The following is a 25825-nucleotide window of genomic DNA, read 5'->3' as shown; positions in this document are numbered from 1 at the left end:
TATTGCTTTAGTTCTTTATCAGTTTCTGCGTGTGCATCACATTGCCGCTTGTCAGTTTTACCAGGTATATACCGGCAGGTATGTTCTGCAGCGATATGGTGATGTTGCCTGTTCCGGCAGGTACTGTGTCGGCATATACCACCTGGCCGGTCACATTCGTTATGGTCACTTGTCCTGTTTCTGCTATGTCGTGGTAGGATAGCTGCACACTGCCCTGTGCAGGATTGGGCGATAGTTGCAGCAGGTCGGTATTCCCGGCAAGTGCATTCACACTGCTTGTGTTCAGCTCGAAGCGCTGTTCGCCCTGGCTTGCGGGATCGGCCGTGATATCGAACCAGTATTCGGTACCTTCTTTCAGGCGTACTGTCCTGTTCAGGTATTTATCGTGCAGGTAGAGCGCATTGTCCGCAGTTATGCCGTACATGCCAGTCCTTATAACGTAGCTGCCATACTCCATAGAGGCTATACCCAGTGGTATGGATATATCGGCACTGTATGGGCGGGCATCTATGGCCAGCCTTGCGTTGTCGGCAGAAAGCGTATACAGGTCCAGGTCGGGGTTAGAAAGCTTCACGGCATCGGTAGCATCCTGTGTGGCAGTGGCGGCGCCATCTAGGTGCAGCAATACCCTGTCCCAATCCTTATTGCTGTCCGCTATCTGCAGCTCTACCCACGACGGCATAGGAGCAGACCTGAAGAGGGTAGTGAAGGTGCTTACCTTGTCCGACTCGTGGAAGGTGAGCGTGTTGTCTGTATTGTCTGTAGCTGTAGTGCTTATGGCTGCGAACGGAGGCAATACATAGGACATGCCGAACGGTACGCTAACATATGCGCCCGCTGTACCCAGGCTGGGATCCCATACGGTATAGTTGGCGTTTATGCTGGTACCCTTTGTTACTGTGCTCATCTGCACGCCGCAAGGGTAGGGGTTACCGCATGTCACGAACTGTGAATTAGTGCCCTTGGTGAGTGTTATCACTTGTGTACCCTGGTTCACTTCGCCTTTTGTAGACAGTATGACCGAAAGTGGTGTATACGATGCCGAGGTAAGGCCCTGACCTTTGGCGCCACGCACCATTACCCTTGCCATCTGGTACCTGTTCCAGTTGGTGTTGGTGAGCGGGCCAGAGAATGCTACCCAACCACTGTTGGTGCCTACGGTAACTGTATCGGCTATGAGCGGGTTGAACCAGAAGGCAGAGGGGCTATTGGACGGAGTAGCAGTATAACCATTGGCCACGCTGCCGCCTGTGATATCTATCATATCGGTGAGCTGCGAAAGCGAGATGGCGCTGGTATAAGGGTGTGCAAAGAAGCGATAGGCGCGCCTTGGGGCATTGTATCGCTCTACTATCACCCGGCCCGATATGGTGCCATAGCTTTCGCCAATGACGCCGGTATATGTAGCACGCGATGACAGCCTCAGCTTTTCGTTGGTCTGTAGTGTGCAGCCAGAGTTCACCCTTATGGTGCCGCCAAAGGCTACGGTATCGCCGGTAATGGCACTGGTGCCTGCCTTCGCAAAGATGACGGTGCCTGTGCCGCTAAGGCCTTTGCCATTGTTGATGAGATCGCCGGTGATGGTGACACTGGCAGTGGTGCCGGTATTGAGCGATACCCCGCTGGAGATAGTGAGGTCGTGTACCGAGAACGTAGCCGGTGTAGGCACTACAGTAGATGTAATGGTGACATCGGTAGCAGAGCCCGGTGTGCCATTGCTCCATGTGGTGCCGTTCCATATCGATGCTACAGGTACGGCATCGGTACCGCTAAGGGCCACAGTAGTATTGCTGAGCCCGGTAGCTGTAACTGTATTAGCTACGCTGTCTGCCCCTGAGAACTCTACCCATGGGAGCGAGCCTGTATAGACGGCAGAAAGTATGGAGGTAGCAAAGCCATTTACATCGGCAGAGACATATGTGCCTGTTACACTGTAGGAAGGTGCGGTGATGCCATTGAGCGCTATGGTCCAGTAGCGGCCCAGGTAGTTATTGGCGCTGGCATTACTGGGATGCACGGCAGCTACAGTGCCGGCATCGGCATAGGCGCCCGAGTAACCGGAACCTGACATATTGAGCTGTATGGGACTGTAATGACCACCGGCATCTCCTGTAGGATAGGTAAATGACCCATCGGCAATGAACTGCTTGCGGATGCGGCCCGTACCGTTCGTTACTATATAATTGGATGCAGATGCACCCCATATGGTGGCGCTACTGCCCAGTATGATGTTGTTGTTGCCCAGAGACAGCTTGCCCAGGGTAAGCGTACCATTTACGGTCACAGTAGCAATGATGGTGTCCGTATTGCTGCTGTTGCCGAGTGTAAGGTTGTTGTAGGTGCCGCTCACTATCGTTTGCTGGCCGGTGGCCGCATTGTATGCCACTGTGCCTGTTCCGCTCCAGGTCTTGCCGGAAGGTATAGCGGTGCCTGTAGTAGTAGGCATTGCTGTCTGCAGTGTACCGTCTACAGTGAAGGTAGATGCACTGCCACCCAGTGTATAGCTGTTGCCGAGGTCCAGCAAGGTACCCGAGCCTATGTTCAGGGCACTGTTCAGTGTGATGTTGCCTGTGGCTGTCTTGGTGCCGCTGCCACTGGTCTTCAGTGTGCCGTAGGTAAGTGTATTGATGTCCTGTGCGCCGGCGCCTGCATAGTCTACCGTGATAGTGCCCAGGGTATTGGTAGTGAATTTGTACTGGTTGCTATAGTCTGCAGTAGCGGCCGTCCGCGTTACCTGTAATGTACCGCTGCCCGATACCGTACCCGCCGCAGCCAGTGTATTGAACACCACACCCGCATCGGGGCTCAGCACAGTGTTGGCTGCTAAGCTGAGCGTACCCGAAATGTTGGTGTTCGTATTTACAGCAAGGGGTGAGTTAGTATTATTGATCGTGACATTGTAGAAGGTAGGCAGTACAGAACCTGCAATGGTATAGATGCGCTGTGCGCTGCTGCCATCGAATATCACAGTGCCCGATCTTTCGTTGAAAAGGTCGGTAGCTGTAGTGCTGGAATCTATCCAGTTGCCGCCACAGTTTATCTGGTAGTTACTGGCAGAGGCATCGAGTATATTGTTGCCCGTGGTGCCTTTTATGCGAATGTTGCCGTTCACATCCAGCGCACCGGCAAGCGCGGTGATACCTGTAGTAGAGATGAGGGTGAAGTCTCCGTTCACGGTCATAGCGCCTGCGCCCAGCGTCTTTACAGCAGTAGTGCCGGTAAGTGTAAGGTTGTTATAGGTACCACGCGCTACGGCCTGTGCCGCAGTAGCGTTGAAGTTGACAGTGCCACCCCAGGTCTTGCCTGTAGGCACTGCCGATGAGGTAGCCTGTGTGAGCAGGGTGCCATTGTGGCCGGTAGCATCGTATGTGCCAGATAGTGCGCGGGTAGACATATTGAGGGTAGAGCCCGCAGCAGAGGTGAACATATTGTTGACGGTCATAGCTGCATTGGCGGTAACTGTGGCGGTAGTGTTGGCAATGCTAAGGTTGTGGAAGGTAATGGTAGCGCCGGGTATGCTCTGTGCGGCTGTGCCATTCATTTCTACTGTGCCGTTGTTATGCGTGAATACGCCTGCTGTTGCCTTGGCGAAATTGCCTGCGACTTTCAGTGTACCCGATGGGGCCGTTACAGTGCCCGATGTGATGGTAAGTATCCCTCCCAGTTCGGCATCGCCGCCGAACGACCATGTACCGCCTACGCCTACGAATGTGAGGCTCCTGAACTTGCTGGTGCCGGTCATGTTACCCGTAAGCGTGCGGCCTGCAGTAGTGGCTGCGAATTTTACCGTACCTGTGTTGGCGGTGAATGTACCGGTATTGGCATAGTTGCCACCTATAGAGATAACTCCCGCGCCCGATGATGTGTATGTACCTGAGTTGGTGAAGTTGCCATTCACGGTAACTGCTGCAGTACCCGAGCTGGAAGTGAAGGTGCCTGTATTGGTAAGGTCGCCCATCACCTTCAGGGCCTGTGTGGTAGTAGTGTATGTACCGTTGTTTATAAGGTCGCTGCTATCGGTGATGGCATTAGCGGCTGCAGTAACGGTGATGCCGGCAGGTATGGTAAGTGCTGCGCCTACGGTAAGTGCCCTGTTCACTGTGATGGTACGGCTGCTGCCGCTTATGATCAGCGTACGGAAGGTAGTGGCCAGTGTGCCGGGTATCGATTGGTTGGCAGCGCCATTGAGGTCTACCGTTCCGCCATTGGCGTTGAAGGTGCCCGCAGTATGGGCGAAGTTTCCGCCTATATACAATGTACCCGCTGGTGCATTCACTGTACCGGTGGTAATGGTGAATGCGCCTTTCACTGTGGCATCGTTGCTGAAGTTCCATATGCCGGCGGCATTGTTGAATGTAAGGTTGTTGAACGCGCTGGGGCTGGTCATGCTGCCGGTGATGTTGCGTGTACCTGTACCGTTCAGTATCACTGTACCTGTCGATCCGTTGAAGGTGCCGTTGTTGGTAAGGTCGCCGGTTATAGTTACGGCCGTAGTACCTGTACCCGATGTGAAGGATCCCGTATTCCCGTTAATGAAGTTGCCCAGTACCTTCAGGGCCTGTGTGGTGGCGGTGTAGGTGCCGTTGTTGGTAAAGTCGCTGCTGTCTGTTACTGCAAAGGTGGTGGTATTCCAGGTTATGTTCTGCGGGAGGGTAAAGGCATTACCTATGGTGATGATGCCGTTAGACGTGAGTGTCCTGGGTGTGGTGTTGTCTATGGTGAGTGTTTTGAAAACAGTGGCCACACTACCGGGTAGTGTTTGTGTAGCTGTTCCGTTCAGTATCACTTCGCCGCCATTGGCAGTGAAGGTGCCTGCTGTGTGCGCAAAGTTGCCACCCACCTGCAATATGGGTGGTGCACTGAATGTACCGGTGCCTGACATGGTGAGATTACCTGCTACTTCTACATTGCCCGAGAACGATATCACAGATGGTGTAGCGCTGGAGCATGTAAGGTTATTGAACTTATTGGCGCCGGTCATAATGCCCGTTACCGAATGGGAGGGTGTGCTATTGAAGTTCACTGTACCGGTGCCGGCCGTGAATGTGCCGTTATTGGTCCAGTTGCCACCTACGGTCATAGTGCTGCTACCGGCATTTACCGTACCACCGGCATTTATGGTCATGCTGCCTGCCAGGTTCACATTCGAGTTCAGGTTCAGTACGTTGGTGGTGTTACTGTTCGTGAGGTTGTAAAAGTTTGGGTATGAGGTACCACCGTTCACGCCTATGTTCTGCACGCCTGTACCATTGAAGGTCACTGTACCTGCCCTGCCCACAAAGAGCGCTGTAGAGCCCGATGTGCTCTTGTTGGTCCAGTTGCCACCCAGGGTTATCTGGTAGTTGCTTGCCGATGCATCCAGCGCATTGTGGGCCGTAGTAGCATTTACCGATACGTTGCCCAGTACGGTTATATCTCCCAGTAGTGTCTTCAGGCCTGCTGTAGTGGTAGTGATGCTGAGATTGCCATAATTGCCCACAGTAGCGCTGGCGGCTATAGATTGTGCTGTGGTCGAGTTGAAGTCTACCGTAAGACCTGTGAGCGTGTATGTGGTAAAGGCATACTGTGTGGTAAGGGCCGTGGCCGATGTGGCGGTAACTATCACTGTGCCGCTACCTGTGATGGTGGCGCCGGTACCCGTTACCACTGTAGTTATGGCCGATGGCCTTACGCTAGTGCCTGTGCCTGCGTTCAGCTCGTGCCTTACTGTAGATATGCCTATCGTCTTTATGCCGCCACCGCTGGTGGACACATCGTAATAGGTGCCTGCTGGTATCGTTTGCGCAGCAGCGCTGTAGAATGATACTGTGCCTGTGCATACCCCGCCATTGGTATAGTCTTTAGAGGCAGGCAGAGCCGTTGCCGATGTAGATGCTGTTTTGAGGGTGCCATTATTAGCTATGATAGTGCCGGGGTGGGCCAGAGTAGACCCTGTGGCCTGCATATCTACCGTAGCCAGCGCATTGATGGTGAGTGTAGCTGTTGCTACGCTGAACGTGATGCGCCCTGTGGTAGAAAGCGTAGTGGCATCGGTGCCGTTGCCTACAGTAAGTGTATTGCCCGCCGCCGAAAAGGTAAGTGTATTGTTGGCAGTGGCGGTGGTACCGTTCAGTATCACAGCCCTGCCGCCATTGAAGGTGACCGCGCGGGTGATGTTGAGCGTAACAGCGCCCAGTGTCCAGTCTGTAGTGAGGGAAGTAGTGGCCGGAGCATTGGCTAAGATGAATACATCGCCAGGTGTGGCGAAGTCTGTGGCGGCAGTACCACCCGCTGCCAGACCGTTCGTGGTCCAGTTAGCGGCCACGTTCAGCGGTCTGCTGGCAATGTTGGTATATGTGGTCGCAGAGGCCTCTATGGCACATAAGCATACAACAAGGAGTAAATACAACTTTTTCATATATCATTTTTAATGATGAAAAAATATGATCAGCAATTGCATGTAAAAACCCAATAAAACCCTAACTAGGTGTTAATTGTGCATTCATAGTAGGAAGGGGTAAAATAAAATCGCACAAAATATACAAGTAAAAAAAAGTAGTCGTTATTCTTCTAAATACAAAAATGAAAATGCCTAAACTGTTAATGAAATGTTTTCGATTTGACAAACCTAAAAACTCTATTCCGAATTTCAAAACCTTCTGATTAAATTTTACATGAAATAATTTTTATCAGATGTGTTATCGAGTTATTATTGGCATTGATAGAAATATTTGTTTTCATCCACTTTCTAACAAATACTTATATACTTTATTTTTTATAATTAACTAGTTTTTAACAAAAACTATTATTATTCTAATATTTTAAATATCAATATTCGAAGGCGGCTATAATATCGATCCTTATTCAAAAAGCAAATTTCGCATGACGAAGGTCATTGTATGTATGATTTTGTTTTCAGTATCGCATTTTGTGCTATGGAACACGACCATATGAATAATGCATAATGTATAATATGGATTTGTTTTTATTGTCTATGTATGTAGGCGGTGGGAAGAGCAAAATGAGAGCTGAGGAGGGTCAAAATGTTGATGTTTTACCTGCAGAAGATCAAATAAATTGATATAATAAATATTTGTTTCCAGGTAAAAAAAATGTGCCGTAGAACCTTCGGACAGGCTATATCGCACACTTTTTTATGGTATTGAATGCATTTTCCCGTATCAAAATGTTATTTCGCACATGTCGGGATCTTTACTCATTTATACTTAAAACGCTATACCGGTAAGATAGAGTGCACAGCGTCCGTGCTATGCTAGTACGCCGGAACGCCGCTACTGGTGCGGTTCTCGGAGAAAAAACATGTATGGACATGCAGAATTGAACGAGGCATAAAGCCTGCATTCTTGGCCGGGATCGCGAGAAACAATAAAAATAAAGAAAAGGTGAGCGTTCGCGACCTTGATGGAATAGCTATCATTTACCTGGCCTTTGTATATTGATAGGCAAAACGTGAGTTGATCGCTGAACTCAAATGTCGGCACTATTACTTGCAATATTTCGCTATCAGCCAAGTAAGGTACAATACCGAGTAAAAGCTGGCGTTGGGTACACTTTGGTTACAAATACAAACAAAAAACCCCTGAAACGCAGTGTTTACAGGAGTTTTAAGTTTTGGTCGTGTGCCCCTAACTGACATTTCTTCGAACCAAATCAAGGATTTTTTTTATAAGATTTATCAATTCAAAAGCAAATACAAGCTTGAATCTTGACCGGTAACCGCTAGTGGAGAAGCACCTTATCTTGAGAAGTAGGGTGCTATTTTTTTCCTTTTTTAGACACTTTAATATAATGATTTCGCACCTCAATTTTTATGTTGCTTTTATGTAGGTCGTTTTTAGGCAGCACGAATTTTGGAGCTGTATTTTCAGCTCTGGTTAATCCGTTTTCATTATACTTTATTGCCTTTATTTTCAAAGCTTCAATGCTTGTTTGATTTTAGACAAAACGTTCGATGCAGTCAAATTAGAATGACAGTGAGCTGTTTCACGTTGGGATTTGGAAGTTAAATTGTTGGTCTTTGTAGTAATTATACTAATATTTTTGGGGTCTGCCAAATCGACTTGCACATTATATCTATGAGTTCCATTATCACGCTCCCATGAATCCGTCGAGCCTGTTTGAGAAAATCGCCAATCTAAATTTTCATCAACATCACTCAATTCATTTATCAGTTCTAATATCGTCCGATGCCTATCGGCAATATTTACACTTATGGCCTTATTGACGATCCTTTGTAGTTTCAGAGGAATATGCGGCAAGTAACTACTCCTATTAGGGAAGTTGCCAGACGTTACAGCATTTATATAATCAGATTGTGTTGTAAAAACGCCTAATTGATCATGGAAATGGCCTTCTCCATTTAATAGTCTATATATTGTTAATCCCGCTAAATATATATCAAAATGGATTGTCTTATCTGAGCTTGAAAAAGTTTCCGGGGGAATTTGCTTACTGTAAATTTGTTCAGGGGATGCAAAACCAAAATTGTTCATTGCTTTTGTTAATCCAAAATCAGATAAATGAGCCTCGTTACTATCCGAAATTAAAATATTATCCGGCTTAACATCAAAATGTATTAGGCCTTTTGAATGAATATGATGCAATCCAGATAAGAATTGGATCGAGTAACGGATAATTTCTCTTATTGTTAGATTTTTGGTCGCAATTAGGGCTTTCAAAGAGCCATTTTTATAATAGGGCATGGCTATATAGATATAATTTGCGTCAGAGCATCCATAATTCACTCTTACTACGTTACTATGTGAAGAAGCATATAGCTTCTTCGCTTCTTCATAATATTCGGTTGGATTGACAATTTTGCTTTTTTCTATTTTTTTTACAACAATTTCCCCATCAAGTTGTTTATCATGTGCCAAAAAAACTTGAGAATTTTTTCCCTCCTGACCAATTTCTCTAGTGGTTTCAAAATTCAGTTCGGTCGTATGTAATCCTAACGGCATTGCTTATATATTTAGAGCACTAATTGCAGACATTAAACTTTCTCGTTCTTCTAGCGAATACTTCTCCCAATTTTTTAATCCCATAAATTCTTCTTTCCCTTCAGCATAGGGTTTAAATTGTACCCTTTCTATGCCAAGATTTGCGCTTATGTTGGAGATTTGGCCTACATAGTATTTAATGATTGTTGAACTTGCGAATAGTTCCTGAATCACACCTTCAATATATATTCTAGAGACATTAATTGACTGCGCATTTGATTCAGTTATTCGAATGCACGCATTTGTAATGCTAAATTCATTGATAATGTCGCATAGTGTATTTCTTAAGAACTTTAATTGCTCTGGAATATTTAATGCTTTGGGGTTATTTATTTTATCTACTATAATGATTCCCAACTCCTCATTTTCATAAGAAACGATTGAGAAATACAGTGTTGACGGTGTCACTCTGATCCCTATTGATTTTTGCATACTATCCAATTTGTATCACATTTGTAACTTCACTTGACTTAAAATTCAGGTATTGTTCTAATTTCTGATATTCCTGATACTTCATATAGTTTTCCATATAAGCATAATCAGGTTCACCGTCTGATTGAACAGGAAGCAGAATTTTTTCCTTTTGCAACCTTGTATCACTTCGTTTATAACCGAACGTATATTTACCTCTGACTTTATCGGCAATTGTCGTGATAAATAAACCAACGTGTTTATTTAGAAATTTTGAATAGCCAGCGCTAATATCCGATGTCGCGATAAAATCCTCTTTTTTATAGATAGCATACCCCATAGAACCTTCACCATTTCTAATAAAGCAAATACAGTTTCCTTTTTGGAGCATACGTGCTTCCTCTTTTATAAAAGCAATTACTCCATTATTACTATTGGTTGCTCCCAAATAATTAACTCCGCCGTACTCAACCCTATTCAGATGGTTTAGCCCCTTTGACTTTCCTTGTGTTAGCTTAAACAACTTTCCTATTAAAAACACTTCCCATTTCTTATCTTTTAAAGCAGCTGGTTTTGATATTCCTTTTAATCCTTCAATATTACGGGATATATAATCCAAATAATTCTGTTCTTTCACTCTTTTCAAATGCTTTGTATATGTCTCCATAAAATCATAATCAGGATCACCCTCCGCATTTGAAGGAAGTAGAATTTTCGCCTTTTTCAGTCTTGTTAGGGTAGCTCCATTTCCACCCCAGTTAAACTTCATCATTTGTTTTTTTAACAATGGAATTATGAACATCGCTACATGTTCATTCAATTCTTTAAATTCAAGAATTTGAATATTTTGCCCCGTGTAAAAATTCGTTTGTTGGTAAAAAATAGTTTGTGTATCCAAGCCGATGGTTATAACGTTTTTTTTGTTTACCTGATATTTTTCTAATTGCTTGCCAATAAATAAATCATATCCATTAGTTTGATTAGTGCGAGTAACATAAGGTATCCTTCCGTTGTGGTTCTCTAATTTGTTTTTATCAATTCCACTTGACGTAGCATAAATTTTGAAAATTTTGCCCATCTCGAATTCATTCCAATTTTTATTTTTTAAATCCATCTCTATTTATTATTCTGCATTTTCAAATAAATAAGTCCTGTCCTGCATAATCATACTAAATTCAAAACTGAGATAATCGCCAATTGTTTTCTCAAAATCGGTTTCTTTGGGAATTTCATCGTTAAAATAATAAAACGAATGAAGCCACTCATCTTCAGGTTCAATAGTGGTCCTTACTATAAAACGACTTTCAGCTGGTGAATCGTGCAGCCATATATTAAGTAAATGGGCTTTTTTTTCTTTGGCTACTTCTGTTTCTACAATTCCTATATGTTTTCTTATCAAGAAGCCATCGTCTTCAAAATTGATAAACTTACAATACTTATTTGGGTCATGCTTCTTATGCGCAGTAAATATGGCGATACAAGGATTAACACCAATACGATAAAAAGTCTCTTTGTTAAGCGTTATCACACCTTCGAGGGTATGGTTTTGCAGGATGCGCTTTTTTACCTGGTTATCGACTTTACTTTTACCTACCATAGTAGATTGCGGAACAATAACTGCACACCTTCCCCCATTTGCCAGTGAATCTAGTAAGTGTTCAATAAAATGGATTTCGGAAAGATGAGCGGTATCTTTCCCTTTTGCTTGTGAATACGGCGGGTTCATAAAACCTACGGTATATTTATTTGCTCTTAGTTCTGCCACTGTTTTGTTTAGAAAATTATCAGGAACTAAATTGCTTTTACCATCATCCCGCAAAATCATATTGGTTGTTGCAATAGCGAACATATCTTCTCTAATCTCTATTCCGTGTAATTGATGAGATTTTATATGTTTCTTCTTTTTTTCTGTTTTAGCTAAATTTTCCATTCGGTGCATGGCAGCGACTAAAAATCCGCCTGTTCCGCAACAGGGGTCAAATACCATATCATCTGGCTGTACCTGTACTAGGTCGCAAAATAATTCAGTGATATGATCTGGAGTAAGGACAACGCCTAATGTTTGCCCGTCACCACCGCTATACCTCATAAATTCTCCATAAAATTGCCCCAGTACGTCCTGATGAGCATTGGCTTTTATAGAATCAAGAATATGTTCTTTTATGAATTCTGTAAAATATCGTAAAGGTGTTTTAGCCAGCTCATTTTTCTTATTTGGATTTTTTAGTCTATCATCTATCTGGTTGAGCACTGTTCGGTCTCTAATAATATTAAACTGGCGCAATACTTTGTCCCGCTTGACTTCCGGGGAAACATCAACTTTCAACATGAAATTTCGTACTGAAGTAAATATCTTATTCCCATCGGTTTGAGTAGCATTTCCTTTAAGACTATTAATGTCAAAATTCTCGTCCTGTAAGGCTAACAATATGGCTGATACCACAAGAGGCTTTTCTTTATCGCCCAACTGTCCGTAATTGCGTAATGCTTCATGCAATTCCCCTGCCTTTTTTATAAGTCCGTCCTTTTCCAAGATTTTCGGCGGCATTTCTCCGAGAACCTGTTCTCGATAAAATTGCTCGACATTTTTTTCATTGAAGTTTTCAAAATTTTGGATAGGTTCTAACAGACGATATGAGTTTTCATCTACATAAATTGGCCGTATCGTGTGATGTTTTTCATCACCGGAACAACCAAAAGCAAAAACCTTTTTAAAATTTGTTTTTTGAATAATTTGTTGTGCATAATGCAAGGCACCGTTTTCGGCAAAGTCAGTTAGTGCTTTTATAGAATTACTCAATATTGTTCTTTTCTCATCATCATAAACGGCTTGCTTTTCCATATCAGCCTTGTTCTCAATAACAAGTATAAAATTGCCGACTTTTGCAGTAAATTCAGGAAATCCAACTTTGCTTGTACCCTTTTTTGAGGCTGTTTTCAATGCTGTTTGTATCTCTTTAATGTCACTGCCATTTGGAGTGTATTTTATATTAGCGCTTTTTAATAGTCCACCAATAAAAAAGTCTAGTACACGTTCGTTTGCCATCTTAGTTCTGTGTTGTTGGATTTAATAATTCTCTTACATCAATTTTCAAAAGCCTAGCGATTTCTGATAGAGTTTCAATCGAAGGCTGTACCTCATTTGTACACCAGCGAGAAACTGTACTTGGGCTTTTGCCTAACTCCTTAGCAAGCCACCTACTAGTTCTTGATTGTTCTGTCAATGCTGTTTTAAGCCTATTGATTTTCATTTCGTGCTATTTAGTACGCATTTCGTGCAAAATACTATAATTAATGTCAGTTTAAAAGCCTTGGCTACGAAGTGAGCCTACATGGATATTAAAATCCTAAAAAGCATCTTTGAAGCTGGATTTATTAAATTGTAAATGGCAAAAACAGTTTACCCGGTAATTGCCGTCCGAACAACTCTCCTAAGTGTTGACTTGCTGAGATAGTTAAAAAAAAGCCAGCCTGAAAACAGGCCAGCCCCTATTAACCCTATCACTAAGAAAACGGCAAAAATATACCTAGAAAATCCGCATCTCCCCTCCGGCATTGAATCGCCCGTACTGTACAGCTTTTCCCTTTTCCGGCAGTTCTACCACGCTATCTACGTCATGCTGGAATGTATTTGCACCTCTGAATTTTCCTTCCTTTGTGGTCTGGAAAATGAATACAAAGGATTTATCGGGGTACATAGCCTTTAACTTGTTCAAATCTTCCGGTTTTAACCCCAAGCGGTTAACACTGTCCAAAAAGATGAAATCATAAAAGGTCAGGCTTGCAGGGATGTTAGCTGCAACATACAGGTTCGGGTGCTTCACTTCTTTATCGTTCAGCTTGTCCTGTAGGGTTTTATCCAGCCCTTCTTCCCTTGCAACGTATAGAACCTTTCCGTGGTTACGAGCCAGGTAGCCAGCGAAATCAACGCATAAGTATGATTTCCCCATTTTCGGCTTGCCATACACCATGAGCGAAAAGTTCGTAGACGGGTCGCCGATCAGCTCCAGCCATTTTCCTTTAAACCCAAGCGTATCAAAGTGCATATTGGCAAAGTCCATGCTGTTCATAACTGCAGGTTTTTCATAGCTGCCACTTTCTTCATCCCCATCAAATCCGTTCAGATTTTGACAGGAGCAACCGTTGACAATACCATGCAAACCGTTCAGGGTATTCTTTTCAATAGCAAGGGTTTTAATGGACTTATCCGACAAAAATTGCTCAAGGTTCTTCTTGATCTCGTACATTTCCACAACATACGGGTCTCTGTCATTTACCTTACCCTTCTGGTATGCCCTATTGATCTGTCCGAGCAGGAGCCGTGCCTTATCCTTTGTGCCTGCCTTTCCATTCAGATTGATATACCGCTTGATAAAGCCGACAGAAGGCAATACCTTCTCGTCATTGGCAGCCTTCCTCAATGCCTCGAGGGTGTCCGGCTGCAGGGCGATAGTTATCGTTTTACCCATTTCATTATACGCCTGAATAAGCGTGTCCTGTACGAACTTTATACGCTCGACATGCACGGATGACTTGCGTATCTTCTTTTCCAATATGGCTTTTTGCAGGCTATTAATGAAGCGCAGAATATCGTCCTTGCTTTTAGCTTTACCATTAAGGTTGACAAACCGCCTGATAAAGCGTAACTCTTCAGGAATACGCTCTACTAATGATGGCTGGTACAAATCGGGCTGCTTAGACTTTGCAGCCGACTTTCTCTGTTTCTTTGGTTCAGCATCCTCCCATTTGTTGGAAGCCTTGTTAAAGCGGTTCACCTTGTGTGTCGGCTTACCGCTTTTCTTCAGGTGAGCAGACAGCTTCTCAAAGTAGGTGTCTATGGTCTTCTTAATGGTATCGCTGGCGTGGTAGTTATCCCAATGTGCGCCGTTGCCGGTTACCTTCTTTACGAACTCATGCCCTTTGCGTATTGCCTCCGGCATGGTACTGAAATCAACCTGTGCTATTTTATCGTGATAATTCTGAACTGTGATCATAATTGTGTTTTAAGCTGCGAGTAATTCCAATTCCAATGCGAGTGCTTCCGCTTCCAACTCCAATAAGAAGATGATGTTGCTTTCCTCTTTTACAGGCAAATCAGGCATCGCTTCCGGTATGTCAATCTTTCTCCGTGAGCTGTACCGTTGGTTTTCGCTGCCGATCAGCCTGAACTGTGCCAAGTTAACAGTGACGGCGCAACTATGGTTGGCTTGCAGTATTTCCACCAGCCTGCCGATATTTCCCTCTGTGACAATCGCATACATTTTATCAGAGGTCTTTTCAAAGTTGTTGTTTTCGACCACTTCAAGAATTTCCTTGTCGAGATAGATGTCGCCACCCTTTGCCCTCGATGCGGCAACAATCACCTTGAAGTAGCCGCCCTGCCGGAAAAACGAAATACCATTGCTGGTAACAATGTGGCCACCATTGACAAGCGATTTTATCAGGGGCAACGCCTTAATGATCGGCACAACTACCTTGTCCTGCACTTCATCCCCCGGATTCCAGTTTTCCGGCATCAGAATGCCCTTGACCGTCTTGCCGTCAATTGTGGTATAACTAACCAGCTTGCCCTTAAAGTCACTGAACGCCTGCAATAGGTTCCCGGTGATCGTGTGCCGGATTTTCCTGTCCACATGATTTTGCCGGGTGTAATCCTCCCATAGTGTGAGCAAACCTTCCTTATCCGGTTGGGACACATCAGAGCTTGCACCGATGATCGCCATTATATCCTGCGAATAAGAAGCAGGTATAGACAGGTATTTGCTGCTATTAGCTATCGCAAACCGGAGCTTTATCTGAGATGGTGCATAAGGGTTCTTTTTCTTCCGGTCTATACCATAACCGATAAAAACCGCTGGCACCAGCTCATTGCCGGAAGAGAACGTCTCTATGGGGTAGCGGAGGTTCCTGCCGACATAGAAGAACCTGAATATCTTCTCCAGGCTGTGTGACCTGTTATGCGCCTTTGTCCTGATTATTTTTAGCTGCCCTTCCCTTGCGGTCGCTAACTCGTTCTCTCGCTCCCGTATTGTTTTTTCCCTTTCCTGTTCCCCGGCTATCTTCCTGATTTTCTTTTCATTGGGTACGTTCTTTATCAGTTCCTCGTACTTGGTAACAACGTCCTGTTCCTCTTCAAACAACTTTCGCCTGCTCTCGTTCTGGTATTCATCTGTCAGCTCCTTTTGCTGTGTAATGGCATCCTTGTCTTTCAGGCTTTCATTGAGCAGGTTGCCGAGTTCCGCCCGTGTAAACGGCTTTTTCAGCACGTTCGCCCGTATCGTTTCCAGAATGCTGTCTTCACCAAATGCGCTGTCTGATCCTTTACCCATTTTCACGATGCGGGAGTTAATGGTTTCTGCATCGAGGTTCATGGCTTCAACCTCAAGGTCGTATTCGCCAACCTGCCGGAGGTAAGCCTCGTAATCGTTATAGCGTTCCGCTACCTCGTTGTAAAAGTCCTGCTGCATCTTGGTAGAGAGTACCGCCACACGTCCGCTGACCTTGTGCGCTGCATCTTCAATGGCTGTAGTATTGCTGTCGCTGTCTGCTTTGCTATCCTCCAGCTTCAATGGGTCATCCAGTAATCGGTTAATATCCGGGTATTCTAACAGGTACTCCTTGACGATCTTATCACCGTACTTATTCAGAAAATCCGGCACGTCCAATATCTTGGTGGATTGCTTTTGGTTAGAGGTAGTATTAGCATCCAGTGACTTCAGTTTCTTTTGCAGCATCATCATTAGTCGCTTTTCAGCGGGTATGGCTGATGTTACATAGTCGTATATCGGCTTTAATATCTGCCCGGTACGATTGATGCGTCCTCGCTTCTGTACCTCCGTATTAATGTCCAGCTCTGCCTGCAATACTATCATTACCCTTTGCTTTACTTCCGTTGCCGGAACTTTAGCCGTTGGTATGGCATGAGCGGATGCTCCGGTGCTGCCTGATTGGTTGATCATCAGCACGTCCACCTCGTTATTGTTGAACTGCCTGAACGCATCATTCGTGTTGAGCTTCTTTCGAGAGGCTATCAGGGCTTTACTGCCCTTGCCGTTGAATTGCAGCTCATACTTGCGCCCTGTTACCTCTGCAACCGAATATCCAGCCTCTTTAAGCCGTTTAACTATAACGTCTATTGGCGAAATAGTGATACCAGTAGCTACAGATTTGATACGTTCGGCAATACGCAGGTATTCTACTTGCGCTTCTGGTAGTAATTCAGATAACTCGAACTTCTTGTACACCGAATTTCCGTCTACGTCCTTTTCCGTGTACCGCAAAATGCCATCCAGCCCACGCTTCAATACCTCTGAAAAATCTGCATTGATAACATCGCCGTCCGATACGGGTAGCCCCTGCTCATTCTCCAGTGTCTCAATGAAGCTACCCATTGTTGAGGCAAAGGCGATAACAGGCTTTTTGCCCTCCTGTAACCGCATAATTGCCCGCTCTGCTACCGCCTCCGCTTTCAGGCTGAACAACATTTGGTTGATAACCTGGAATACCTTGGAGAAGTACGGCTGGTTGTCCACACCAGCCTGTGATGTCCCTTCCCTCAACTCAACTTCCTTTCCTTCAGCTACCGCTACCTTATCCAGCTCATCTACCGCCTCATTGATGAACCTACCCTGAAATTCGATAATATCCCGCAGCACTTCGGTGATATTGTCTGCGATAGCCCTGTGTTCCTCCGTTTTCTCGTCCAGCGAAATATAGTTTACCTCAACACCCTCAAAGCTGCGCTCACGTCTTAGCATTTGTCCTTCCGCTACAAGTTGTGAGGATAATACTTCCTGAAGGGCTACACCTCCTTTCGTAATAGCCTCGACCAGCTCATCCTTGCTCATGTTGCAATCCGCAATAGCAGTTTTCATACCGTAGATAGGCATGTTATCTGGTCTTTTAGCGAAAGTTGCAGACAGGAATACAACGCCCTTGGTATTGCGCACCACACCCTGTAAGAACTCTCCGGTATTGGAAGAGCCGGAGCTATTGTGCGCCTCATCCATGATGAAGATGTTCCCCTCCGCAATCGCTTGCAGGAACAGGGGCTTTTCGGGCTTCTTTTCAGGGCTGTTGAACTGTGAATAGGTAGCAACAACGAAATCATATTTTTCTGGCACTTTCCTCGATTTGAAAATCGATTGCTGTTCTGTTACCGCCGGAGCTGTGTAAATAACATTGCCGTCCTCATCTTTAATATCGGTCTTTGGCTCCCTGCCATTGACAATAAACGGCTTTAACTTGCCAGAACCGATAGCCGACAAATCCCGGTATATATCCGAGAACAGGTTAGCCTTTTCCGTCAGGAATACTGGCTTTAATCCCTGGCATACTGCATAGCGGATCATAGAAGCTGCAATACGCCCCTTGCCAATGCCTGTCTGGTCGCCTATTATCATTCCCTGCCCACGGGCTTCGATATTGTAAATAGCCATAGCCACTGCATCTATTTGCTCCGCTGATAGAGCCTTGCATAGAGAAGCATGGGAAGGAAATTGCAGCCTGTGGCGTACAAAGTTGTCAATGTTGCCGCCAACCTCCTCCTTAATGCGTGCTACGGCAGATTGCGTTTCAAATGCCATACTATCCGGCACTTGCGTATTGAGTACCACGCAACTGTCGGATGCAGGCATATAGGGTGCGCCTAATGTGCCAAACCCAAACATATCCTGTAATGCCAATGCTTCCTGTTCCAGTTGTTTTAACCTGTTCATATCTTTTACTATCGGTATGTCCATTGCCCCGGTTACCCGGTTGTACAATTCATCGAATGTTTTTACTACCTCGTCCCTTTGCTGGTCATGCACCGGGGCTGCCCCTTCAGGTTTTTCTTTTCTGCCATTGATTAGGATAAGGCGGGTATCAAACGCCGTACCCTGCCTTGAATAGAGCTTATGTCCGTCGATCTGTAACACTTCCGCTACTTGATACCTGCTGTAGAGGTAGTTGAAAAATATCCTGTTCCTTCCCCGTTCAATCCTGCCTTTATCGTCGTAACGGGTGTGACCGCCGATGATAATAGCAGCCTTTCCGTCATTGGTCATTGTCTCCAGCGCACGTAAGGCCATGAGGTGGTCTAGGGTGTCTATCCGATAAGTATCGAACAATACGGGCTTGTCCAACCTGCCAAACGGAGGATTACTGATGACCGCTACGAAATTGCGCTGCACATCGAAGAACGGCATACTGGCATCCCGCTGCCACACATTAGCGAATCCCTGTGTTTTGAGATTGCTGTTGCGCAATCGGTCTATCTCGTTGACGTATATCCGCTCCGGCTTTCCGGCTACCGTCAGCAAGCCATTGCCCGCTGACGGTTCAAAGCCGTACCCGCCCTTGGTATGCAGTTTGTCCAACCCACAAAAGATGCCCGCTATAAATCCTATTGGTGCAGGTGTGGAATATTGTTGCAGTAAAATAGAGTGACTTGTCCGGTGCGAGAGGTTAACCTGGGAGTGGTAGAGTTCCACTATCCGTTCATAACGTTCCCTTAGTGGCTCATCGCCCTTTGCGATCTTTCTTGCCTGCTTGACAATCGCAAGTTCTGTCAGCTCCTTTACTTCCGTCTTGTCTGTAATGCCGTAGGATGCCGCCAGTTTTTCAATAGACAGTTTGTTATGTTTCCTTTTGAGCATCAGCTCCGCTTCTACCGCAAATACAAATGCACTCATAATTATTGGTGTTTTAGTGCTGCTTTGCAGCTTTCCTGTGCTTCCTGTTCCTTTTACTGCTATAAATGACCAGCCTGACGATCTGTGCCGCCTTTTTAGGGTCTTTAGCCACCCGTATCAGTACCCATCGGTACAGTGCGAACAGCTCCCTCAGGCTGGTTATTATTACTATTGTTTCCATGTGCGATTTTTGAAATAAATGCTATTATGTGCTTGTCGCAGCGGTCGATACTATTTTTGGTGTCGCCAATGGCAGATAGTTAACGTTGTAGCGATCACTCCAGACACTCGCCAACGCCTTAGATCCATTAGACCACAATTCAATTATCTGATTGTTCTGACTAATTGTCTGCTTGATAGCCCATCCTGGATCACTGGCCGCTGTTGCAGTTGCTGCAAAGCCACTAAACAATATGTTCGGCTGGCTATCGTCTGTAATTCTTGGGGCAGCAAATACGTCTGTTTGCGGCGCTGGCTTCAACTGTTCCTTAATATCGCCAAGCAATAACCGGATATTATTTAGCTCTATGAGCTGTTTATCCATACGGGCTTTCGTTTCGTTACAACAATCCAGCCCCTTTACCCATAAGTCTGATAGCATAGCATGAAGGTCAATAGCATTGGCAAATCGGTTTGGAGCTGCTACATCGGCTGCGCTGATATAGATTTGCCGAGAAGCACCCTCCACCGTACTTATCTTAACCTTATCATTGGTTAACACCTCTATAGCAATGATTTGCTGCTTATTCAGTGCTATGGGAGTGCCATCGAACACGAATTGAATGCACCTGCTGTTGTTGTAAATCTCAACCTTCATCTGTTTGTTTGTTTTTTACTTTATCGGCAATGGCTTCACCTATGATTGAGCCAACAAAGCCGCCAAGCATAACATACGGTGCTGCATCCTTCCCTGCCGACTTAGCATACCAGTATGCAAGAAGTGATGTCATTAATGTGGCTGACGATATAATTGTTTTCTCTTTCATTTTCATTGCATCTTAATTTAATGGTGTAGAGCTACTATCGTTGCTGTGCCTATACCTGTAAGCACAAACAAACCAACTGATAGTAGCCTATTGTTGGCTTTCATTCTTTTTAACCGTTTTTCCAATAACAAACTTTGGGAGGCAAGCAAGTCCTGTTGCGCAAGGCTTTGGTCAAACGAGAGCCGGAGTACATTGTATCGCTCCTGCTGCGTGGATATGACAGAATCCTTATTGCTGACCTGTGCCTGTAATGCTGATGTCATATCCTCATACAGGCTGTCTTTCAGGTTCGTAGTGACGATAAGCTCCTGAACTGTTGCCCCAAGGCTATCACATTGCGCCAGTCGTGTAGCGGTATCTGTGGTTTGGGCTGAATGCGCCAGTAGCGTGTCCACCAGTTCCAGTAAGACCTTGTTGTCCTGCTTTGCCTTTTGCAGTTCGGTCTTACTGCTGCTTACTTTACGGGTTAGATTGTCGTTGGTCTGTGAAAGCGAATCGAGCCTTTCCTGAAACTTTGCCTCAACCAGTACGCTGGTATTCTTCATATCAGCGGGTGTTTGCATTCCCGTTACTATTACCGGCTGCGCCGCCTTGCGGTTGCCAAACATCATGGTGCCGCCGATGCCGATGATCAGCCCTAGCACTAAAAACATAATCCTGTTCATTTTTTGTTGCATTGTTGTTTGATTGTTTAGAGATAGAAAATGATAGGGTTTACAGGCTGCGCTATTCCACGCTTTGCTGTGCGCCCTTGCGCTCAAACGTGTAGCCGAAACATCCGGCGGCTATCAGGCTGCCGAAGGTGTAAAACATGAACTCCGGCACATCCTTGTTGAAGAACTGTTTGGCTATCCAACTAATGATGAGTGCAGCAAGCAATACCGCTATAACCGCCTCTCTCATACTGTAGCTTCCCAGCTTGTCTTTAAATAGCTGTTGGAGGAATTGTTTCATTTGCTTCCTGTTCGTTTAAATGTTGAATGATCTGGTAGGTGGTCAGCCCGATTATGGCTGCTATCAGCATACCTATTGTCGCGTATATCCTTTCTTTTCAGGCTGCAAGGCTCAGTGTTGGCGTTTCGTGCAGCAGGGTGTAGGAAAAGGTATTTCCGTACAATGCCTGATGTTTGTCGCACAATGCCATGAACTTTTTAAAGTCGTCCGCATTAGCGATCACCTGGCAGCCCGCCGAGAACTTGTCAATGAACCTTGTCGTTCCCTGCTGCAATGCCCGGTGGATATTGATGCCGAACATGCCCGTATCCTCCTTGCCGCTGAAATCAAGGGAGCCATCCCTCGTTATGTCCCTGATGACCGTAACGGGTGCCCTTTGCACCAGTGCGAGGTACTTGCTGCGGTGCAGGCCGACACTATAAGTGTTCAGGTATTGCCCTTCTTTCAGGATGGCCGTACCCTGCGGATTGAGCGGGTTTTTCAGCCAGAAAGTGCCGGGATCGGTGGTGGCAGCAAAGCTGTGCAGTTGCCACGCCCCTGTATCGTCTTTGTACAGGATATTAAGCTGGTCGTTGAAAAGGTTCGGTACTGCGCTCTTGCTCCTGATACCGATGATATTCAGTTCGAACGGGCGTGTAAATACCCTGTAGCCATGCCCCATGAGGGCAGCTATTAGCTTTTCTTTCATGCTTTTGTTTTTGATTGCGGAGGCTACAGATACTTTACTGCCTCCGTTTTGATTAAATAATACTTACCGTTGTTCTCAAACAGGGTGTAGTCCAGTTTGGTCGTCACTTCATTGCCGATAACCGTCTGGGCTGGCACCTGTACACTTTCCGTTGGTGACACCCATACTGTCGCTGCATTCTTCGTCACCAATGGCTTACCGTCAAAGCCGGAAAGGCTGAACTTGTTGTTGCGGTATTGCAAACCCATGCGGATGAACTCCATCCGTATCTGCTGTTTCTGGCCTTCATCGTGAAAGCTGCTGAGCATACCGTTCACCAGTGTTTGACGGACGCCGTTCAGGCGCATCTGCATAAAGCTGTTGCTCACCTGCTGATACTGGTCTTTGTTGCCTATCTTTTTGAGCAGGCTGATGACCGAGCTGAAGCTCTTATTTTCCGCTGCCTTGTGCAGTTGCTCCGCAAGGGGGTAATTGCCGGAACCGCCATCGCTGCCCTGTGTGATGACATTGAACGCACTCTCGGTAACAATAGTCGGTAAGCCTTTCTTCTTCAGTGCCGCAACTGTCTCGCTGCCAAAGTCGCCATCCGCACCATACTTAGGTAAAATGGATGAACCATACTTCTCAATGAGTGCCTGCTGCATCTGTCTTACCATCTCTCCCTTACTGCCTTTTTTCAGCGGGAAATCGTCATTGCGGCTGCTGCCGCCGCCACCGCTTCCCGTATGCGTAGTATCGGTAGGCGGTGTGTAAGGTTTAGGGTTAACAGGCTGAATTGGCGGCAGCTTTGTTTCCTTAACGGGTGTCGGCTGTATCTTATCCAGCTCGTTGTCGAGGTTGCCCGCTTTTGCCGCTTTATGCTTCTTCCAGAGCTGTAAACCCAGATAACCCACAACTCCAGCCGCTCCTATGGTCAGCGTGGTCAGCACGATCTTGGATGCGCTGCTTCCCTGTGGTGCGGATGCTGGCGTGAACCATTGCCCTGCGGGCTTCCTGCCTGTGGCAGGTTTCCGTGCGGGTGCCTTGCTCCTGACCGCTGGCACCTTCCCCAACCCCTTGCCCTTTCTTTTCCCCTTGGTTTTAACCTTGCCCTTCGGCTTTGTTGTTTTTTTCCTTTTCTTAGCTTCCATCGTTTAGTTTTTTGGCTTGCTGTAAATAATCTGCATCATCGGGTCATATTCCCATAGTTCCAGCTCGCTTTTCAGGTCTTCTGTCAGGTCGCTGCCGAACAGGGAACGGTAAACTGTCGCTACCCGGCTGAACGCCTCCTGTGTGGGTATCTCTATGAACACGGCTTTAATGGCGGGTTCATCTGTTCCGGGGAACGGCCCGTAGGAAATGTTGAAGGCTGTATTGAGGCGTTTTGCCCATGCTTCCAGTTGCGCCGCATTGACCTGTCCGGCATTATCCGCACTATAGGTCTCCGGCTTTGCCGAAATGATGTACAGCATTTCATTATACTCCGAGCTTTTCAACTCCTTCTGCATATCGCCTAACAAGCTGCTGTTATATAACCGCTGGTAGGACACCATCACCTTCCTGAAGTCGCTCTTGCTAGGTATATCCCTGATCGCCAGCCTTAGCGCATCTTTGTCTGTACCGAACCATCCGTCATTCTCAAAAGCCATTTTGATCTGTTTGGCAATGGTCGGTGCGCTGCCTTCTTCCAGCGTTTTGCGTTCTTCGCTGTTTGCCCTTGCGTTCCTGACCCAGTTCCTGCCGATAATAACAGCGCCGCCCACCACGATGATACCAAGCAGCGAGAACTGCAGCTTATCCTTCAGGGTAAGCTCTTGCGGGTGTTCCGCATACATTTCTGCGCCATTGCTGATTGCGTAATCCACTGTTGCTGTATTTTATCGTGCCTGAAAATTGGTTATACGCCCAGGTATGCTTTTGCCATAGCTGTTTTGACGGGGTCGTGCTGTACCGTATGCGCCAGCTTCGTCAACTCTTTCGCCGTCAGCTTGGTCGCCAGTACCGAAAGGGCTTTGATCTTGTCCGCTGCTTCCGCTTCTGTTTTTGCGGGTATGCTTATCGAATAGTTATGCTTATTCATGTTCCTTGTCAAGATTTAAGAATTGCGCTACAGGGATCACCTGTTCAGGGCTGCCCATCAGCTTTTGAATAATGGCAATGACGATCTGCAACTGGTCTGTCGTGAACGCCGCTTCCATCATCTCAATGTTCTTGAGGTGGCGAAGCTGCTGTTCCGTGAACTGAGATGTGGCTTGTGCATCCTGTTTTTGGAATGTCGCCTCCATTTCCGGTTCTGTCAGTGTTTGCGCCGGTGGTGCTTCCGGTGTTCCCATCAGGCCGTTAAGCAACCCGGAGATCTGCGGCATGTTCTTTTTCACAAGGTTGCCGACAAGTGCCGCGCCTATCTCGCCGAGTTGCAGGTTGATCGCATTCGGCTTTGGCTTTGCCGCTACCTCTGTTTCCAGCTCCTTTATCCTTTCCTGTAGCTGCCTGTGGTAGTCTTCTGCTTCTGTTAGCTGCTGCTGCGTTTCTTCCAGCTCCTTTTCCAGTGCGGTGATCTTGTAGTCCCTGTCTTTCTCCTCCAGCTTCTGCTGAATGATCTCGTCTATCTCACCAAGGCCTCCGATACCGTTGATGGGTTTAGCGGGTATCGGGCTGGCATTGTCCTGATTGAGGGAGAACGAATAGCGTGTGTTCCTGTTCGTGCCTGCACCGTCATAGATGAGAATGGCGATATTGCGGGTGTTGTCCTGTATCTCGTCCTCATAGTCGTCAAACTCTTCTACGTCATTGGTGCGGGAAACTACCTTGAAGCCGTCAACGATGATCTCGTAGTCCCTTGTCCTGCCTTTTTCCGCTTCCCGCTTCAAATAGCGTTTAAGGCTGTCTATTTTGTTCTGGTCGTACCTTTCTTCTATTACTGGCATTTGTCTATTTGTTTTTGAATATTACCTGTATCATTTTTACCTGCTGTGGCAGGACACTGTAATTGGTCAGCTCAATTGTTCCCTGATGCTCATACTGCAATTCATTGGCTGTCGTTTCGGTCAGGTCAAACACGCCTATCTCGCTTTTCACCCTGATATTGCTATTGGGTTCTGTGAGGATGAATAGCTGCCTGTTCCCCGATATGCTCCGCAATTCTTTGGGACGGAGGAAGAAGTGACGGAAACGGATATGGTACTTGCTATGACCCAATTCTTCCATTCTTCGCCTGATATAGTCGTGCGCTAAGTCTGCTGTCATTGCGTTGTTTTTAATTCCAAACCGTATAGAGGTGTAGTCCTACGTTGTAGGCTACGTCCTGATTCATCTGCCTGCCTATGTTATCCTCAAAGCACCCGAAAACCACATAGCTGTTAGGTATCTTCACGGGCTGTATGCCCCGGAAGGTGCTGCCTGAATACACTGAAGGATAGAGGTCGGTAATATTGCCTCCCGCATAGGTGAAGCCTGATATGACATCTTCTATGGCGTTCCTTCCAGTGTACAACTGGCAACTGTAACAGATGCCTGCGTTCTGTTCCGCTTGCAGCTTTAATGTGCCTGCAAGGGTACGGGTGGACAGGTCGGGAGTGGCATTGAAGCCCCTGAGTTCCGCAACTATGCCCGTGATGCCTTTTACGTCATCGGGCAGATTCACCTGGAAAAAGTTCAGCTCGCCCTTCCTGCTTATGGGTATGTTGACAGCTATGATATTGCCTTGCATCGTTAGTTATCTTTGAGTTCACAATCAAGAACGACCCGTATGCTGTAAGGCTCGAATGGAGCTGTTGCATCACTGGTGTCCTTGTATTCCACTTTCACGATACCGTTACCAACCGGTATCCGGTCACCACGCCTGTAGAACCGCTTATGGGCTTCCACATCCGGCAGGTGATACACTTTTTTGGTAGGGAAGCCCTCCGGGAACACCTCAAATCGGTTGACCTCCAGTTTGTGCGTCCCCCGCTGGTACATCAGCTTATCCCGGTTGGTAGTGAAGTCAATACCCGTGATATAACCGATGGTCTTGTCCAGCTCATAGGACACGGAATAGGTCTTGTCCGCTTCCGTCACATTGATGTCGAACCATTTGAAGATGAGACCCGTTATCGGTGTTCCTTTCTGATTGGTGTTTTCCATTTGTTTTGC

At 46.1% G+C, this 25825-nt stretch carries 21 protein-coding genes; all 21 read right to left on the bottom strand.

Going from position 1 to position 25825, the window contains the following annotated elements; genetic code table 11:
- Positions 1–7: 7 nt before the first annotated feature.
- On the bottom strand, positions 8–6397 hold the full coding sequence (locus tag ABD843_RS13275; RefSeq protein ID WP_345083944.1) for a T9SS type A sorting domain-containing protein: 6390 nt from the start codon (positions 6395–6397) through the stop codon (positions 8–10).
- Positions 6398–7910: 1513 nt separating this feature from the next.
- Positions 7911–8960, bottom strand: a complete 1050-nt coding sequence (locus tag ABD843_RS13270) for a serine/threonine-protein kinase (protein ID WP_345083942.1) — start codon at positions 8958–8960, stop codon at positions 7911–7913.
- Positions 8961–8963: 3 nt separating this feature from the next.
- Positions 8964–9431 carry a hypothetical protein gene (locus tag ABD843_RS13265; protein ID WP_345083939.1) on the bottom strand — a complete coding sequence of 156 codons (468 nt, stop codon included), beginning with the start codon at positions 9429–9431 and terminating at the stop codon, positions 8964–8966.
- Between the two features lies 1 nt (position 9432).
- The gene (locus tag ABD843_RS13260; protein WP_345083938.1) at positions 9433–10524 is read right to left on the bottom strand and encodes a restriction endonuclease subunit S; all 1092 of its coding nucleotides are present in this window, start codon (positions 10522–10524) and stop codon (positions 9433–9435) included.
- Between the two features lie 9 nt (positions 10525–10533).
- Positions 10534–12456, bottom strand: a complete 1923-nt coding sequence (locus ABD843_RS13255; protein WP_345083936.1) for an HsdM family class I SAM-dependent methyltransferase — start codon at positions 12454–12456, stop codon at positions 10534–10536.
- Position 12457: 1 nt separating this feature from the next.
- Positions 12458–12661, bottom strand: a complete 204-nt coding sequence (locus ABD843_RS13250) for a helix-turn-helix transcriptional regulator (RefSeq protein ID WP_345083934.1) — start codon at positions 12659–12661, stop codon at positions 12458–12460.
- 276 nt (positions 12662–12937) lie between these two features.
- Positions 12938–14404, bottom strand: a complete 1467-nt coding sequence (locus ABD843_RS13245) for a P-loop NTPase family protein (RefSeq protein WP_345083933.1) — start codon at positions 14402–14404, stop codon at positions 12938–12940.
- A gap of 9 nt (positions 14405–14413) precedes the next feature.
- On the bottom strand, positions 14414–19084 hold the full coding sequence (locus ABD843_RS13240; protein ID WP_345083932.1) for a strawberry notch C-terminal domain-containing protein: 4671 nt from the start codon (positions 19082–19084) through the stop codon (positions 14414–14416).
- A 13-nt stretch (positions 19085–19097) separates the two neighbouring features.
- Positions 19098–19265 (bottom strand): hypothetical protein, encoded by a 168-nt coding sequence (locus ABD843_RS13235; protein ID WP_345083930.1) that lies wholly within the window; start codon positions 19263–19265, stop codon positions 19098–19100.
- 24 nt (positions 19266–19289) lie between these two features.
- Positions 19290–19901 carry a hypothetical protein gene (locus ABD843_RS13230; protein WP_345083928.1) on the bottom strand — a complete coding sequence of 204 codons (612 nt, stop codon included), beginning with the start codon at positions 19899–19901 and terminating at the stop codon, positions 19290–19292.
- The gene (locus tag ABD843_RS13225; RefSeq protein WP_345083926.1) at positions 19891–20076 is read right to left on the bottom strand and encodes a hypothetical protein; all 186 of its coding nucleotides are present in this window, start codon (positions 20074–20076) and stop codon (positions 19891–19893) included. Before ABD843_RS13225 ends, ABD843_RS13230 begins: the two co-directional genes overlap by 11 nt.
- 11 nt (positions 20077–20087) lie before the next feature.
- Entirely contained in the window at positions 20088–20735 is a 648-nt protein-coding gene (locus ABD843_RS13220; RefSeq protein WP_345083924.1) for a hypothetical protein, read from the bottom strand.
- Between the two features lie 61 nt (positions 20736–20796).
- Positions 20797–21024, bottom strand: a complete 228-nt coding sequence (locus tag ABD843_RS13215) for a hypothetical protein (RefSeq protein ID WP_345083922.1) — start codon at positions 21022–21024, stop codon at positions 20797–20799.
- Positions 21025–21121: 97 nt separating this feature from the next.
- On the bottom strand, positions 21122–21712 hold the full coding sequence (locus tag ABD843_RS13210; protein WP_345083920.1) for a hypothetical protein: 591 nt from the start codon (positions 21710–21712) through the stop codon (positions 21122–21124).
- Between the two features lie 23 nt (positions 21713–21735).
- Complete coding sequence (locus ABD843_RS13205) at positions 21736–22842, bottom strand: peptidoglycan-binding domain-containing protein (protein WP_345083918.1); 1107 nt, start codon at positions 22840–22842, stop codon at positions 21736–21738.
- Between the two features lie 3 nt (positions 22843–22845).
- Complete coding sequence (locus ABD843_RS13200) at positions 22846–23556, bottom strand: hypothetical protein (RefSeq protein ID WP_345083916.1); 711 nt, start codon at positions 23554–23556, stop codon at positions 22846–22848.
- A 32-nt stretch (positions 23557–23588) separates the two neighbouring features.
- On the bottom strand, positions 23589–23771 hold the full coding sequence (locus ABD843_RS13195) for a hypothetical protein (RefSeq protein ID WP_345083914.1): 183 nt from the start codon (positions 23769–23771) through the stop codon (positions 23589–23591).
- Positions 23764–24618, bottom strand: a complete 855-nt coding sequence (locus ABD843_RS13190) for a hypothetical protein (RefSeq protein WP_345083912.1) — start codon at positions 24616–24618, stop codon at positions 23764–23766. Before ABD843_RS13190 ends, ABD843_RS13195 begins: the two co-directional genes overlap by 8 nt.
- 4 nt (positions 24619–24622) lie before the next feature.
- Positions 24623–24937, bottom strand: a complete 315-nt coding sequence (locus ABD843_RS13185) for a hypothetical protein (protein ID WP_345083910.1) — start codon at positions 24935–24937, stop codon at positions 24623–24625.
- A 10-nt stretch (positions 24938–24947) separates the two neighbouring features.
- Positions 24948–25400, bottom strand: coding sequence for a hypothetical protein (locus ABD843_RS13180; protein WP_345083908.1), 453 nt, complete (start codon positions 25398–25400; stop codon positions 24948–24950).
- Between the two features lie 2 nt (positions 25401–25402).
- Positions 25403–25816, bottom strand: a complete 414-nt coding sequence (locus ABD843_RS13175; RefSeq protein WP_345083906.1) for a hypothetical protein — start codon at positions 25814–25816, stop codon at positions 25403–25405.
- Positions 25817–25825 lie beyond the last annotated feature (9 nt).

Source organism: Nemorincola caseinilytica (genome assembly GCF_039540515.1).
GTDB lineage: Bacteria > Bacteroidota > Bacteroidia > Chitinophagales > Chitinophagaceae > Nemorincola > Nemorincola caseinilytica.
The sequence above is the reverse complement of the archived record's forward strand: the minus strand, read 5'-3'. Positions and strand labels throughout refer to the sequence as shown.